At 67.0% G+C, this 13,368-nt stretch carries 11 protein-coding genes; 4 read left to right on the top strand and 7 right to left on the bottom strand.

What is annotated here, in order from left to right; translation table 11 throughout:
• Positions 1–7: 7 nt before the first annotated feature.
• Positions 8–673 (bottom strand): hypothetical protein, encoded by a 666-nt coding sequence (locus tag P12x_RS26940; protein ID WP_435008114.1) that lies wholly within the window; start codon positions 671–673, stop codon positions 8–10.
• 101 nt (positions 674–774) lie between these two features.
• Positions 775–1,404, bottom strand: a complete 630-nt coding sequence (locus tag P12x_RS26935) for a hypothetical protein (RefSeq protein ID WP_435008113.1) — start codon at positions 1,402–1,404, stop codon at positions 775–777.
• Positions 1,405–1,606: 202 nt separating this feature from the next.
• On the opposite strand from P12x_RS26935, the gene P12x_RS26930 reads away from it, so the two are divergent.
• Positions 1,607–3,268, top strand: coding sequence for an N-acyl-D-amino-acid deacylase family protein (locus P12x_RS26930; RefSeq protein ID WP_435008112.1), 1,662 nt, complete (start codon positions 1,607–1,609; stop codon positions 3,266–3,268).
• A 172-nt stretch (positions 3,269–3,440) separates the two neighbouring features.
• Here the strand turns inward: P12x_RS26930 and P12x_RS26925 are convergent, their stop codons facing one another.
• The 3 genes from P12x_RS26925 to P12x_RS26915 all read right to left on the bottom strand — a co-directional run bounded on the left by P12x_RS26925 (position 3,441) and on the right by P12x_RS26915 (position 8,735).
• Positions 3,441–4,862, bottom strand: a complete 1,422-nt coding sequence (locus P12x_RS26925; RefSeq protein ID WP_435008111.1) for a DUF1501 domain-containing protein — start codon at positions 4,860–4,862, stop codon at positions 3,441–3,443.
• A 25-nt stretch (positions 4,863–4,887) separates the two neighbouring features.
• Entirely contained in the window at positions 4,888–7,896 is a 3,009-nt protein-coding gene (locus P12x_RS26920; RefSeq protein WP_435008110.1) for a DUF1553 domain-containing protein, read from the bottom strand.
• Between the two features lie 422 nt (positions 7,897–8,318).
• A complete protein-coding gene (locus tag P12x_RS26915) occupies positions 8,319–8,735 on the bottom strand; it encodes a hypothetical protein (RefSeq protein ID WP_435008109.1) in 417 nt (138 codons plus the stop codon).
• A 355-nt stretch (positions 8,736–9,090) separates the two neighbouring features.
• Here P12x_RS26915 and P12x_RS26910 point away from each other — a divergent pair, with 355 nt between their 5' ends.
• From P12x_RS26910 to P12x_RS26900, 3 genes are all read left to right on the top strand, one after another.
• Positions 9,091–9,696 (top strand): hypothetical protein, encoded by a 606-nt coding sequence (locus P12x_RS26910; protein WP_435008108.1) that lies wholly within the window; start codon positions 9,091–9,093, stop codon positions 9,694–9,696.
• Between the two features lie 216 nt (positions 9,697–9,912).
• Entirely contained in the window at positions 9,913–10,683 is a 771-nt protein-coding gene (locus P12x_RS26905) for a hypothetical protein (RefSeq protein WP_435008107.1), read from the top strand.
• Positions 10,684–11,002: 319 nt separating this feature from the next.
• Entirely contained in the window at positions 11,003–11,866 is an 864-nt protein-coding gene (locus P12x_RS26900) for a PEP-CTERM sorting domain-containing protein (protein WP_435008106.1), read from the top strand.
• 661 nt (positions 11,867–12,527) lie between these two features.
• Here the strand turns inward: P12x_RS26900 and P12x_RS26895 are convergent.
• Together P12x_RS26895 and P12x_RS26890 are read right to left on the bottom strand one after the other, a co-directional pair.
• On the bottom strand, positions 12,528–12,956 hold the full coding sequence (locus P12x_RS26895) for a type II toxin-antitoxin system VapC family toxin (protein WP_435008105.1): 429 nt from the start codon (positions 12,954–12,956) through the stop codon (positions 12,528–12,530).
• A gap of 18 nt (positions 12,957–12,974) precedes the next feature.
• Positions 12,975–13,232 carry a type II toxin-antitoxin system Phd/YefM family antitoxin gene (locus P12x_RS26890; RefSeq protein WP_435008104.1) on the bottom strand — a complete coding sequence of 86 codons (258 nt, stop codon included), beginning with the start codon at positions 13,230–13,232 and terminating at the stop codon, positions 12,975–12,977.
• Positions 13,233–13,368: the final 136 nt, after the last annotated feature.

Here is a 13,368-nt window from a genome sequence, read left to right as displayed (position 1 = left end):
TGGTCGATCAGGCCGGTTGGGTATCGGGGGCGATCGAAACCGCTTCAATGCGGTCTCGGGCCTCGCGCCTCGCCCACATCCAGCGGGAGAGGAACGCCCCGAACCACCCAGCCAGCAGGGCGAACAGGCTGTGCCCGACGTTGGTGAAAGCGGCCCGGTTCGGCACGAGCGGCCAGAGGCCGTTGTAAAATTGGGCATTTAATCCTGTGGAGCTACCGACGGTGACCGGATTCCTGATGGCGACCGTGTTGGCCGAGATCGTCGTGCTCGTCGCGGAGTTCCCCGATGGGACTGTGGAGACCACGAAGTTGCTGGTGCCTGGCCCTCCCGGAGTCGTCGTGGTTGTCGCGAGACTAATCGTGAAGAAACTCGCCCCGAACCACCGGTCCTGGAAGATCTGCAGGGCTTGCGAGGTCGGCAGCCAGCTTGCTTCGGGATCGGGCAGCGTCCTGATCGCGAAGAAATATCCCCCCGCAAACACGAGGAAGCCCAGCCAGGCGGCACGACTCCTCCCCCGACCATGCCAGGCGGCCAGGATCCCATATCCGAGCAGACCGAGCGTGGCCAGCACCAGGCCGCCCGCCCACCAATCGTTCGCCCCCCGGAGCGCGGCGAACGAAATCGCCACGGCCAGCACCAGGCCCATCAGACTCAGGATCGAGAAGCGTCGCATGCGGTGTCTCCTTCGGGGAGATCATACCGACCGGGCCGGGAGGAGGCACGCCGAAATCCTTCGGTTATCTGACTGGAGGATCGAGGGAACACGGCCTCCGGTTAGCTCGGTTCCTGAGCCGCTCGCCTGGTCCACATCCAGCGGGAGAGCAAGGCCCCGATCCATCCGACGAGCAGGGCGAACAGACTTTGCCCGACGTTCGTGAACGCAGCCTGGTTCGGCACGAGCGGCCACATGGGAGTAGGGACAAAGCCCCCCGACGAAGTTGTACCACTGACACCGACCTGAGTCGTATATGCGATCGTGTTGGCGGAGATCGTGGTGTTCGTTGCTGGGTTACCGGAAGGAACCGGGGAGACTACAAAGTTGCCCAAGCTCAACGACGACGGAGTCGTCCCCGTTGCCGCAAAGATGACTGTGATCGCGCTCCCGCCGAACCACCGGTCCTGGAAGATCTGCAGGGCTTGCGAGGTCGGCAGCCAGCTTGCTTCGGGATCGGGCAGCGTCCTGATCGCGAAGAAATATCCCCCCGCAAACACGAGGAAACCCAGCCAGGCGGCACGACTCCTCCCCCGACCATGCCAGGCGGCCAGGATCCCATATCCGAGCAGACCGAGCGTGGCCAGCACCAGGCCGCCCGCCCACCAATCGTTCGCCCCCCGGAGCGCGGCGAACGAGACGGCCATCGCCAGCACCAGGCCCATCAGACTCAGGATCGAGAAGCGTCGCATGCGGTGTCTCCTTCGGGGAGATCATACCGAGTGGGCCGGACACAGGCACGCCGAAATCCTTCGTTCGGGGAGTTTGCAATTCCCTGGCTCACACGACCGAGCCCAGCACCGAAGATTGCCCGGGGCGTCTCGACCGATTATCCTGCGATCTGGCCCGATCCATCCCGCCGAACCGACCCACCCCCGGGGACGACTCGAACTCATGACCATCCGCCTCCTCGCACTCGCCTTGCTCGCGATCCTGACCTCGGAGTCGAGGGCCGAAGGCCCGCCTTATGACCTGGTGATCCTGGGGGGTCGGGTGGTGGACGGGACCGGGAACGCCTGGTTCGTCGGCGACCTGGCCGTGTCGGGAAACACCATCGAGCGGATCACCCCGGGCGGGCAGCTCCGCGAGGTCCCGGCGAAGGTCCGGGTGGATGCCTCGGGGATGGTCGTCGCCCCCGGGTTCATCGACATCCAGAGCCACTCGCGCGAGGCCTTGCTGGGGGGGGACGGGAGGCTCGTCGGCAAGGTGACCCAGGGGGTGACGACCGAGATCCTGGGCGAAGGGGAGAGCGACGCCCCCTCGAAGCGGTTCGATGGCCCTCGAGGGTTCGACGCCTGGCTCAAGGCGATGAAGAAGCACGGGGGATCGGCCAACTTCGGCTCGTTCGTCGGCTCGCAGACGATTCGATCTTATGTGAAGGGGATGAAGCCCGGGGCGCCGACCTCGTCCGAGCTATCCACGATGAAGCGGCTGGTCCGCGAGGCGATGAAGGACGGGGCGTTCGGCCTGGCCTCGGCCCTGATCTATCCGCCCGACACGTTCGTCTCGACCGAAGACCTGATCGCGCTCTCGCGTGAGATGGCCCCGTTCGGAGGGCTCTACATCACCCACATGAGGTCCGAGGCCGACCAGCTCCTGGAAGCGATCGACGAGGCGATCCGGATCGGTCGCGAGGGGGGTGTCCCGGTCGAGATCTACCACCTCAAGGCCGCCGGGCGGCGGAACTGGGACAAGGCGAAGCTCGCCGTCGAGAAGATCAACCGGGCCCGCGCCGGGGGGCTGGACGTCTCGGCCGACATGTACCCTTACGTCGCCGCCGGGACCGGCCTGACCGCCTGCCTCCCCCCCTGGGCCTCGGCCAACGGCAAGCTTCTGGACAACCTGGCCGACCCCCAGACCCGGGCCAGGATCCGCGAGGAGGTCCTGCACCCGACCGAGCCCTGGGAAAATCTGGTCGAGCTATCCACGCCCGAAGAGGTCTTGATCCTCGGCCTGGAAAAGCCATCGACGAAGAAGTACGCCGGGATGCGGCTCGCCGAGATCGCGCGACTCGAAGGGAAGCCGTGGGTCGACACGGCGATCGACCTGCTCCTGGCCGAACGCCAGCGGATCGGAACGATTTACTTCATGATGAGCGAGGAGAACCTCCGGCTCCAGCTCCGCCAGCCCTGGATCAAGTTCGGGACCGACGCCGGGGGCCACGACCCCGAGAAGGCCAAGGGGCTGGTCCACCCCCGATCCTACGGGACGTTCGCGAGGGTCCTCGGCAAGTACGTCCGAGAGGAGAAGGTCCTGACCCTCGAAGACGCGATCCGCAAGATGACCTCGGCCACCGCCGCCCGCCTGTCGATCCGCGATCGAGGGCTGATCCGCGAAGGGTTCCGCGCCGATCTGGTGATCTTCGACCCGCTCACCGTCGGCGACCGCGCGACTTACGAGGCGCCTCACCAGACCTCGGTCGGGATCCGCGACGTGTTCGTCAATGGCGTGGCCGTCGTCCGTGGAGGGAGGCATACCGGGGCCTTGCCGGGCGAAATCGTCCGGGGGCCGGGATACTCCGGGCCGGGCGGGAGTGCCGGGGGCAATCGCCCCTGAACGATCCAAGGCAGGATTGCGAATGTTTGTCTCCCTCTCCCCCCGGGAGAGGGTTGGGGTGAGGGGCCTTTCGCCACACCTTCGAGCCCCGAATCGGATCGTCGGAGGTCACTGGTCGCGAGGGAAGACCCTCACCCCGGCCCTCTCCCAAAGGGAGAGGGAGGCATTCCATTCAAGCCAAGATCGACTTGATGACGTGGCCATGAACGTTGGTCAGCCGACGTTGAATGCCGTTGTGATAATAGGTCAGGCGTTCGTGGTCGATCCCCAGGAGGTGCAGGACGGTGGCGTGGAAGTCGGGCCAGGTCACGGGGTCGTCGGCGGCCCTCCATCCGACCTCGTCGGTCGATCCGTGGGCGTGGCCGTGCTTGAGGCCTGCCCCGGCGAGCCAGACGCTGAAGCCTTCGGCGTTGTGATCCCGGCCCAGGCCCACGACGTCGGCGGCCGACTGGGTGAACGGGGTCCGGCCGAATTCGGTGGTGAACAGGACCAGGGTGTCGTCGAGCATCCCCCGGCGGCGGAGGTCGCGGAGGAGCCCGGCGACGGGCCGGTCGATCCGGAGGGCCTCCTGTCCGTGGTTCTCCTTCATGTTTTCATGCCCGTCCCAGTTCCTCCGGGGGCTGCCGAACGTCCCGCCCGAGAGGAGCTGGACGAAACGGACGCCCCGTTCCAGGAGCCGCCGGGCGATCAGGCAGGAGCGGCCGAAATCGGCCGTCTCGGGCTGGTCGACCCCGTAGAGCGCGAGGGACTCCGCCGATTCCCCCTTCAGGTCGGCCACCTTGGGGACCGACGTCTGCATTCGCGCGGCCAGCTCGTAGCCCTTGATCCGGGCGATCAGTGCATCCTCCCCGGAGTGGGCCTCCAGGTGCCGCCGGTTCATCTCGGCGACCAGCTCCCGGGCGGCGGACTCGGCCCCGGGGGGGATCGACCGGCTCGGGAAGAGGTCGTCGATCGGCTCCCCTTTGGGCTGGATGACGACGCCCTGGTGACGGGCGGGGAGGAACCCGTTGGACCAGTTGATCGCCCCGCCGGCGGGCAGCTCGCGGGCGTCGGGAATCACGACGAACGCCGGGAGGTCCTCCGACTCGCTCCCCAGGCCGTAGCTCAGCCAGGAGCCCATCGCGGGGAAGCCGTTGAGCCGGAACCCGCTGTTTTCCTGGAAGGTGGCCGGGGTGTGGTTGGCGGTCTCGGCGACCATCGAGCGGATCACGGTCAACTCGTCGGCCACCTCGCCGAGGTGGGGGAAGAGGTCGGAGACCCAGAGGCCGGACTCGCCCTTCTGGCGGAAATCCCAGTCGGGCTTGCGGAGTCGGCCGACCCTCCCGAAGAAGACGTCGGGCTTGGTATCGGACTTGAGCGACTGGCCATGCGAGGCGATCAGGTCGGGCTTGTAGTCGAACGAGTCGACGTGGCTCATCGCACCGCAGAGGCAGATGTGGATGGCTCGCCTGGCCCTGGGGGCGAAGTGAGGTCCGGGGGGGTCGGACTCGGGGGGCACCCCAGCTCGGGCGGTCCCGTCTCGGACCATCAAGGAGGCGGCCGCCGCGCCGGCCAGTCCGCCCCGGACCCAGGAGAAAAACTCGCGACGGTCCATCGAGCAACTCCCTCGGCGAATTCGATCAATCGAGATAGAAGAACTCGCCGCTATTGAACAAGGCACGGGCCAGCGTGGCCGCGCCGAACTGCTCGACGATCGGGATGGCCCTCGCCCGCTCGTCGGGGGCGGGGTCCCGGCCGAAGGCCAGGCGATAGGCCCGGTCGACCTGCCGAGCCGGGTCGGGCCCGGCCTCCCGGGCCAGGCGTCCGGCCAGGGCGTCGGACAGATAAAGGACCAGGGCATTGTTCATCATCGCCAGGGCCTGGAGCGGCGTGGTGGTGACGGGCCTCCGGGGCGAGGTGGCCGAGGGGTCGGGGCAGTCGAACGCGTCAAGCAGGTCGCTCCGTCCCCCTCGCGACCAGGCCCGGTAGAGCGTCCTTCGGTCGTGCGCGGGGGCTCCCGGCTCGACCGGGACGTACAGGAGCGAGGACGAGCCCTTGGTCAGGATCATCTCGTGATCCTGGAAGCTCGGGCCGCCGAGGGTCGGGTCGAGCTTGCCCGAGACGCTCAGCATCGCGTCGCGGACCATCTCGGCCTCCAGCCGGGTCGGGGCCTTCCGCCAGAGGAGGCGGTCGCCCGCGTCCTTCGCCATCGCCGCCGGGTCGGGCCGGGACGACTGGCGATAGGTTGCCGACGTGACGATCAGCCGATGGATCGCCTTGAGGCTCCACCCCCACGAGCGGGCCTCCGACGCGAGCCAGTCCAGCAGCTCGGGATGCGAAGGCCTCCCGCCGTTGAAGCCGAGGTCGCTGGGCGTCTCGATCAGGCCCGAGCCGAAGTGGGCCTGCCAGAGCCGGTTGGCCACCGTCCGGGCGAAGAGCGGATTGGCCGGGTCGGTGATCCAGCGGGCCAGGGCCTTCCGGCGCTCGGCCTCGGGGGCATCGGGCGCGAGCCCGAAGTCGGCGGAGGGGCCGGCCACCGCCGCGACGCCGCCGGCCGAGACCACCTCGCCGGGCTGGCCGGGGTTGCCCCGGATCTGGATGTGGGCCACCTCCGACTCTCGGGGGGTTACCGCGTAAGCCTTGTGAACCCGGCCCGCGCTCGAGGTCCGGAGCGACTCGATCTCGCCGACGAGCCTCGCGCGCTCCTCGCGAAGTTCGGGGGCGAGTGCCCGGGCGATCTCCTCGATCGAGACGAAATCGCCCGAACTCTTCGCGGATGCGGCGACCTCGGAGGGGGCCAGGGCCCGGTCGTGGAGTCGGGCGCGGAGGATCGTCCCGGCGAGCATCCGATTGCCGCCGACCGGGGCGTGGCGGAGCCCGAAGACCACCCGAGCCTCTCCGGCGGCGAACTCGACCGGCCCTTTCGAGTCATAGGATTGGCCATAGGGCTGGCCCTCGCGATAGATCCGGATCGTGCCATCGTCGGCATAGGTGATCGCGACGTGGACCGCGCGTCGGGCCGCCTCGGTCTCGGCCTCGCCGCCCACCCCCTTCGTGCGGGCGAACCCCTCGCTGCCGGCCATCCAGCGGCCGGGCTCCTGCTCGCCGAAGACGAGGGCGTCGAATTGCCGACCGTCCTCCAACTGGAGGCCGATCACGCCGCCGCCTCGCTGTTCCAGGTTGTCCAGTTGGACCCACGCTTCGATGGTTTTCGCCTTGAGCGACTTCGCCAGCGGGGCCGAGGACGCGTACCCGGTCTTGCCGTCGAGCCGGAGCCCTTCGGGCGTGAGGGTCGCCCCTCCTTCGAGGGTGAGCTTGAGCGATCCCACCCCATCGTCCAGCCCCTTCGCGAAATCCCAGGAGGCCATCGGGGTCGGGCCGGTCTCGGCGGGAGCCCCTCGTTCGGCCCGGATTCGCTCTCGGGCCGGACGCTCGATCGCCTCGATCCGGGCGGCCAACGCCTCGATCTTCCGGCGGTTCGCGATCAGGTCCGGGTCGATCGTCGAGAGGTCGCGTTCGCCGTGTCGGACCCCTCCGAAGGCGGAGGCCATCCGGTAGTATTCGGCCTGTCGGATCGGGTCGAACTTGTGGTCGTGGCAGCGGGCGCAATGGACGGTCAGGCCGAGGAAGGCCTGGCCCACGGTCCCCACGTAATCCTCGATCTCGTCGGCCCGGACGACGGCCTTCATCACCTGGCTGATCTGGTTCTGACCGACGGTGTCGTAGGCCCCGGCGACGAGGAAGCCGGTCGCCTCGACGCTCGATGGATCGTCGGGGGCCAGGAGGTCCCCGGCGAGCTGGAGCCGGGCGAATTCGTCGTAAGGGAGATCTCGGTTCAAGGCCCCGACGACCCAGTCTCGATAGCGCCAGGCGTTCGGGCGGAACTCGTCGTACTCGAACCCGTGGCTCTCGCCGAACCGGGCGAGGTCCAGCCACCAGCGGGCCCAGCGGACCCCGTACTGGGGGGACTCGAGCAGGCGGTCGACCAGATTCTCGTAAGCGAACGGCGAGTCATCGGCCAGGAAGGCGTCGACCTCCTCGGGCGTCGGCGGGAGACCGGTCAGGTCGAAGCTGACCCGGCGGATCAGCGATCGACGGTCGGCCTCGGGGGCGGGCGTCAGGCCATTGGCTTCCAGCTTCGCCAGGATGAAGGCGTCGATGGGCGACCGCGCCCATTTCGAATCGCGAGTCGCCGGGATCTCGGGCCGGGCCACCGGCTGGAGCGACCACCAGTCGCGACCGGCCCGGCGCGAGGTCGAGATCCGGAACGAGTCGATCGGGTCGGTCCCCCATCGGGCCCCACCGGCGATCCAGTCGCGGAGTGCGGCCTTCTCCGACTCGGGGAGTCCGGCCTTGGGTGGCATCTCGTCCGCCTCGACGCGCTCCCAGAAGACGCTCTCCTCGGGGCGTCCCGGCACGACGGACGGGCCGGATTCGCCGCCTTGCATCACCGAAGATCGGCGGGAGAGGTCCAGCTTCCCCTTCGGCTCCGGCCCCGAGTGGCAATCGAGGCAGCGCCGGGCGAGGATCGTCGCCACCCCGTCATCGAAGCTCGCGACCTCGTCGGCCCGCCCGGGGGGACCCGCCCCGATCGCCGAAAGTCCGAGCAAGGCGAAGGCGATCGGCATTTTCAAGCGTGGAATCCGCATCGAGGAAGGACCCTCCTCCCCGTCGACGGAATCGGCCCGATCGCGCCCGGGGAATCCCTCCTTCGTACCACGATCGAGGGCCCGGAGGTAGCCCCTAGCCCGGGCGCGGTGGGATGACCCGTACATGGGGTGTACCCGGGGATTCTTGGAGCTGCTTTGCCGACTCTGGCGGTGATCGGCACCCGGAGCAAGCTCCGGGGCGGAAAGCGGCAGCAAGCTGCCGCACTCCAAGGCGGCTCCGCCGCATCAGAGACCGCCGGAGGCCTTGGAGTGCGAGAGCTTGCTCTCGCTTTGCTGGGCGGAGCTTGCTCCGCCGAGACAGACCCCCAGAAAATCTGGTTACACCCCGTTCATGCAGGAGGCCCTGGAGTTCGCGAGGAACCTCGCCAACTCCAGGGCCTTCGGTCGTGGGATCGTCGCGATCAACGATACGGGATCAGGTAGCGGGTCTGGATCACCGGCTCGGGCTGGTAGACCCGATTCTGGATGATCGGGGCCGGCTGAATGTAGCGGCGTTCGTAGACCGGCGAGGGCTGGACCAGGACGTCCTCGGCGATCGGCGCGGGCTGGACGACCACGTTCTCGACCACCGGCGCGGCCTGGACATACCGGGTCTCGCGGACGACCGGCGGCGTCCGGGTCACGTAAGCCACCGGCTTCTGCTTGATGACCGTCTTGAACAGGCCGCGACGGACCTTGGTCTGCTCGCCGTAAGTCACCGTCTTGTAACCAGGTGAGACGGTCTCATACACCGTCGTGCCGGGAATCTGGGCCTCGGCCCGATTTGCCCCGCCGATCGCCAACGCCGCGATCCCGAATCCCAGTAGCCATCGTCTCATGGTTCATTCTCCTCCGGACATCGAGATGTTCCTGGACCCCATGCTAGAGGGCAAACCTCGCGCCGACTACCTCGCGTACCCTCGATCGAGCCGGGCCAGGTCGCTCTTCGATTCCGCAAGCCGTTGCTCGGTGAGTCATTCCGACCCGCCCTCGCGATTTGAAGTCCGGTTCGCCGAACGGGCCGGATTGTAAGGACGACACCCGGAACCTGCCAATCTGGCCGATGCGATTCTTCCGGACATCTCTTCCATTTGGCGGTATCATCGGATCGCGGAAGGTTGGACGGTTGTCCGAAGTGAGACGGTCCCGATGAATATAGCCTTTGTTTGCCCGTCGTGCGGAATCTCGGGACAGGTGGACGAAACCTTCGCCGGTCGGCAGGTCCGCTGCAAGCAGTGCCAGTACAGGTTCGCCATCCCGGTGCCCGGCGAGTTCGCGCCCGACGGCTACGCGCTGGAAGAACCGGAAGCCCAGCCGGATCGGGCCGAGGCCATCGCGGTGGCGCGCCCGGATTCCGGATCGGTCTACGCCCCGACCCGGAGGGACCAGCCCGCCGCGAAGCCCCGGAAACGGCCCGCATCGGCCCCCTCGAAGAAACGCGAACGTCCCGAGGGGCCGGACATCGCCTGGGGGGCCTGGCTGATCCGGATCGGGGTGGTCGGATCGGTGGCCCTGGCCCTGATCGCGATGTTCGCCCCCCGAGGGATGATGATCGTCGGGGGGACGCTCCTGATCGTCGGGTCGCTGATGATCCTGGCGGGCTACTTCGCCGGGGCTTACGGGGCGTTCTCCGAGGATTTCCTTTATGGGTTCCTCTACCTGGTGATCCCGTTCTACGCGGGCTATTATCTCGTCACCCGCTGGGATGACCTCTGGCGGTGGTTCGCCTGCGCGACGGGCGGGATCGTGCTGATCTCGGCGGGGGGGGCGATCCTCCGGGCGGCGGGCCTGGACGTCTGAGGCCCGTCGAACCGGGAGTAGGGAACCGCGGGACGCGTCCCGTCGTCCAATGTTCGGAATCGATCAGACTTCCGGTTCGTTCACCCTTGGTCGGTCCTCGGCCCGAGGAGATTGGTCGACCGGTCGGTCGCTCCAGGAATCGGGCCGCTGAAGTGCCGGGCATCTCGCGGCGTGGAGGGGGATGATTTCATGTTGAAATCGAGGCGGGCGAGGCGAATGTGGCGACTGATCGCGTCGCTGGTCGCGTGCTTACTCCTGGCGGCGAGCCTGAGATTCCTCGCCGAGCGGGGCGCGACGGGGGCCCCCAGGCCCGCGAATGCCCCGAAGGACACCGGCCGGGTCGTCATCGATGGCGTGGAATATCGGGCGACGCGGAAGGTCTCCCCCGAGGGACAGGGCTTCGGGTGGGTCTATGGGGTCGAGGCGAGAGATCCGAAGACCGGCTCGCGGCTCTGGGATGTCGTCGTCCGCGAAAGCCCCCGGCCGGGAGTCGTTGAAGGGGCCCGAACGGGGGAGATGGGCGGGATGCCCAGCATGCTCGCCCGATCGATGATGTTCGACGAATCGTCCTCCCTACGATCGGAACTGTCGCTCCAGGCCCGAGGTCGGGCAATCCTCGCCACGTCCCCCGATGGAGGGGCCTATCTCGTCGATCTCGCGTCGAGGCGCTCGAGGCAGCTCAAGGCTCCCGCCCCGCCTCCGAAGCCCCCCCTGATGGACGCGCGGGCCCGGGGCAAGGTCCGATGCGAGGTCCACGACCGGGCCTTGCGGGAGGGCGTGGTCCCGATCCGATACGGCCTCGGCTTCCCCCAGGTCGGCGAGTACGAGGCCCGCTTGGCGAGGTTCCCCAACGCGAACTCCTCCGTCGGGGGCGGCTGCGTGGTCGGGCCATCGAGCGAGGCTCGGGTGCTCTTCTGTCCCGATTGCCGGGATTCGGAGCGTGAGCACGCCGAGTCGCCCGCCATCCCGACGAAGGTGGCGGACTGATCGCGAGGCTGGGCTTCGAGGGCACCTCGCGGGTCGTGCCCGCGCACTCGGCAATGGCCGGCTCCAGGGCCGATCGACGCTCGCGGTCCGCTCGAGCAGGCCACCCGGCCATCTCGATCGGCACGCGAGGGTTTCGCATGCACATCAAAGCGGGGCTTCCCCGATCGCGGGACCGGGCTTGCGATCCCGCCCCTTGGGCCCTCTCCCAACCAATTTCCACCGGAGGGAGATTTTTTGATTGACCGACTTCAATTCGATTGGTGTATTCTCACTTCTTGTCAAATTCCAACATCCATTGGTTTCGATTTAGGAGGATGCCATGCCTTCGAAGTCGTTCCTCGCGCCGGCCCTGGCGCTGGTCGTCACGACGTTCGCCCTCCCGACGCGGGCCTCGGCCGGGTTCATCGACCCCAAGGATGCGAACCTGTTCGTCCAGCAGGAGGCGGTGGCCCAGGATCTCGCCCTGTTCTCGTCGCTGGTGGGGGTCGATTCGGGGCGGATCATGAACTGGTCGGGATCGATCTCCGACACCGGCTGGGCGTACAACCTGTCCTCGGACTACCTCGACGGCCACCTGAACCTCAGCTACAACGGGATCTTCAACGCCTTGACGGATGTCATCTCCTGGACCGGGAATCTCTCCTACACCGGAGCCCTGGGAGACTTCACGATCATGACGAATGGGACCTATTCCGACGCGACGGTGGATGGCTTCTGGGACACCCTGGCCCAGGTCGGGGTCGGGCTCATCGGAGTCGTCGGTGTCGTCGGGACGGTGGGGATCCAGGCATTGTCCACAGGGGGCAGCTTCGGCACGCTCGGGGCTCCGGCGGCCGGGGTCAGCACGGCCGCGATCACCGGCATCACGACGATCACCGTCGCGGTGATCACCAACATGAATAAGAAGGAGGATGGGAAGGTCGACACGAAGCTCCAGCAGCAATCCTACAATCCCCCCTTCGTGCCCCCGTTCCCCCTCCCCGGCCCGTTCCCGCCGCCTCCAACCAAGCCGATCGACGTGGTTTCCACGGGCCAGCTCGCGGGCAACTACTCGGACCCGTCCGTCTCGATCAGCGGGACGATCCTGATCAGGCCGGTCCCCGAGCCCGGCTCGATGGTCTTGCTGGGCGTCGGCATGCTGGGCCTGATCGGCGGGAGTTGGTATCGGAGTACGCGCCGCTGACGAGCGTCGAAGGCCCATGAGTTGCAATGGGAGCAGAAAACTGGAATACGATCGGTGTAGGGCGTTTTTCCGGGGCTATGAGGCCGAAATCAGGCCGTCGCACCCCGATCTTCGCCGGGCTCGACGCATGGACGGACTTGTAGCCCCAGTGTCCGCAGGCGGCAGGAGAAACGCTGGCCGATCGCATGCCAGTGACGAGCCGCGAGTTCCTTCGACGCTTCGCGGTTTTGCTTGTCATGGCTTATCCGGTTTGCGTCGCGGCGATGGCTGCTCTCAAACCGGAAAGGTCTCCTTGGGCCGAGGTGTTCTATGGGCCAGCGATTACAATCGCCTCTAGCTACCTGCTCGCGGTCTTCGGGGCCTGGCTGGCGTGCCGAGTGAGGCAATAGGTATAGCCATCGCTGCCTATTCCAGTATTCTGTTCCATTGCTACTCACGGGCCAGAACGAGCTCCCCCCCCCTTCGAGGCGGTCTCATGACGGAGCAGGAAGGACCACTCCATCAACTCCAACCGTTGGACGGGTCGCCCGGCGAGTTTATGGATCAGGAGTAGTACCATTGACGAGTCAGCATCAATTTCCCTCAGTGGCTCGAAATACCTATTTATTGTCCACTGAGGGCTAATGGAAAACGAGACCCCAGCAAGCGAATTGCTCCCGCTTTACACGGTGAACAGCGGCACGCCGACGGCCTTGGCCGCCGCCTTGAGCTCGTCGTCGAGCGATGCGAGCGGAAGACCTCGCCGCATCGCGAGTTCGAGGTATGCGGCATCGTAGGCCGAGAGCGTGTGAGCCCGAGCGAGGCGAATGGTCTCGCTCCAAGCCCGAACGTCCGTCTCGTCGTCGATGACGATGGGGAGCACTTGAAGGCGGGCGATGAAGGCAGCCGCTTGAGCTTCCGTGCTCCGCTTCCGCCGCTCCACAACGACCAGCGTATTGGCGATTTCGAGTCGCCAGAGCGAAGGCACGACGGCTTGCCGAGTCGCGAGCCCCAGGGCGACCGCATCGGCGTAGGGGTCGGTTTCGTCCGAGAAGTACCAGGCCAGAGTGAGCGAGCCGTCGAGGACGAGTCTTTCCGTGACTCCTGACATCGGATTCCTTTCCCTGGCTTACCGCCGACCTTCGTTGATGAGGTCTCGGATCCTGAGGCCCTTGAGCTTCGGCCCTTGCTTGTCCCGAAACGCGAGCATGTCCGCGACCGCTTGAGCCACGTCGGGCCGGGCCTTCTCGGTCGTGGCGGGAACGAGCTTCGCGACCGGCTTCCCATGCCGAGTAATGACGATCGTCTCCCCGTGCTCGACTCTGTCGAGGAGCTGAGGGAGATGCGTCTTCGCCTCGTAAGACCCGACCAAGCTCTCTTCGGACATAGAGCCTCCCTGAATCCGACTGGTCTGGACCAGTCTAAAACATTCGGAGGAAATGAACAAGCTCCGAACGTGCCCTCACAGCCCTTACGGGCCGGGGCGAGTTTGGCGATGAGGTCGTCCGGCACGAACGGGCTCA

The sequence above is a fragment of the Tundrisphaera lichenicola genome (assembly GCF_051175385.1).
In the GTDB taxonomy this organism is placed as follows: domain Bacteria; phylum Planctomycetota; class Planctomycetia; order Isosphaerales; family Isosphaeraceae; genus Tundrisphaera; species Tundrisphaera lichenicola.
The sequence above is the reverse complement of the archived record's forward strand: the minus strand, read 5'-3'. Positions and strand labels throughout refer to the sequence as shown.

What these genes read in the sequence shown, in the direction of transcription:
- P12x_RS26940 (WP_435008114.1), bottom strand. Translation starts at nt 673, where the DNA reads ATGCGACGCTTCTCGATCCTGAGTCTGATGGGCCTGGTGCTGGCCGTG.
- P12x_RS26935 (WP_435008113.1), bottom strand. Translation starts at nt 1,404, where the DNA reads ATGCGACGCTTCTCGATCCTGAGTCTGATGGGCCTGGTGCTGGCGATG.
- P12x_RS26930 (WP_435008112.1), top strand. Translation starts at nt 1,607, where the DNA reads ATGACCATCCGCCTCCTCGCACTCGCCTTGCTCGCGATCCTGACCTCG.
- P12x_RS26925 (WP_435008111.1), bottom strand. Translation starts at nt 4,862, where the DNA reads ATGGACCGTCGCGAGTTTTTCTCCTGGGTCCGGGGCGGACTGGCCGGC.
- P12x_RS26920 (WP_435008110.1), bottom strand. Translation starts at nt 7,896, where the DNA reads ATGCGGATTCCACGCTTGAAAATGCCGATCGCCTTCGCCTTGCTCGGA.
- P12x_RS26915 (WP_435008109.1), bottom strand. Translation starts at nt 8,735, where the DNA reads ATGAGACGATGGCTACTGGGATTCGGGATCGCGGCGTTGGCGATCGGC.
- P12x_RS26905 (WP_435008107.1), top strand. Translation starts at nt 9,913, where the DNA reads ATGTGGCGACTGATCGCGTCGCTGGTCGCGTGCTTACTCCTGGCGGCG.
- P12x_RS26900 (WP_435008106.1), top strand. Translation starts at nt 11,003, where the DNA reads ATGCCTTCGAAGTCGTTCCTCGCGCCGGCCCTGGCGCTGGTCGTCACG.
- P12x_RS26895 (WP_435008105.1), bottom strand. Translation starts at nt 12,956, where the DNA reads ATGTCAGGAGTCACGGAAAGACTCGTCCTCGACGGCTCGCTCACTCTG.
- P12x_RS26890 (WP_435008104.1), bottom strand. Translation starts at nt 13,232, where the DNA reads ATGTCCGAAGAGAGCTTGGTCGGGTCTTACGAGGCGAAGACGCATCTC.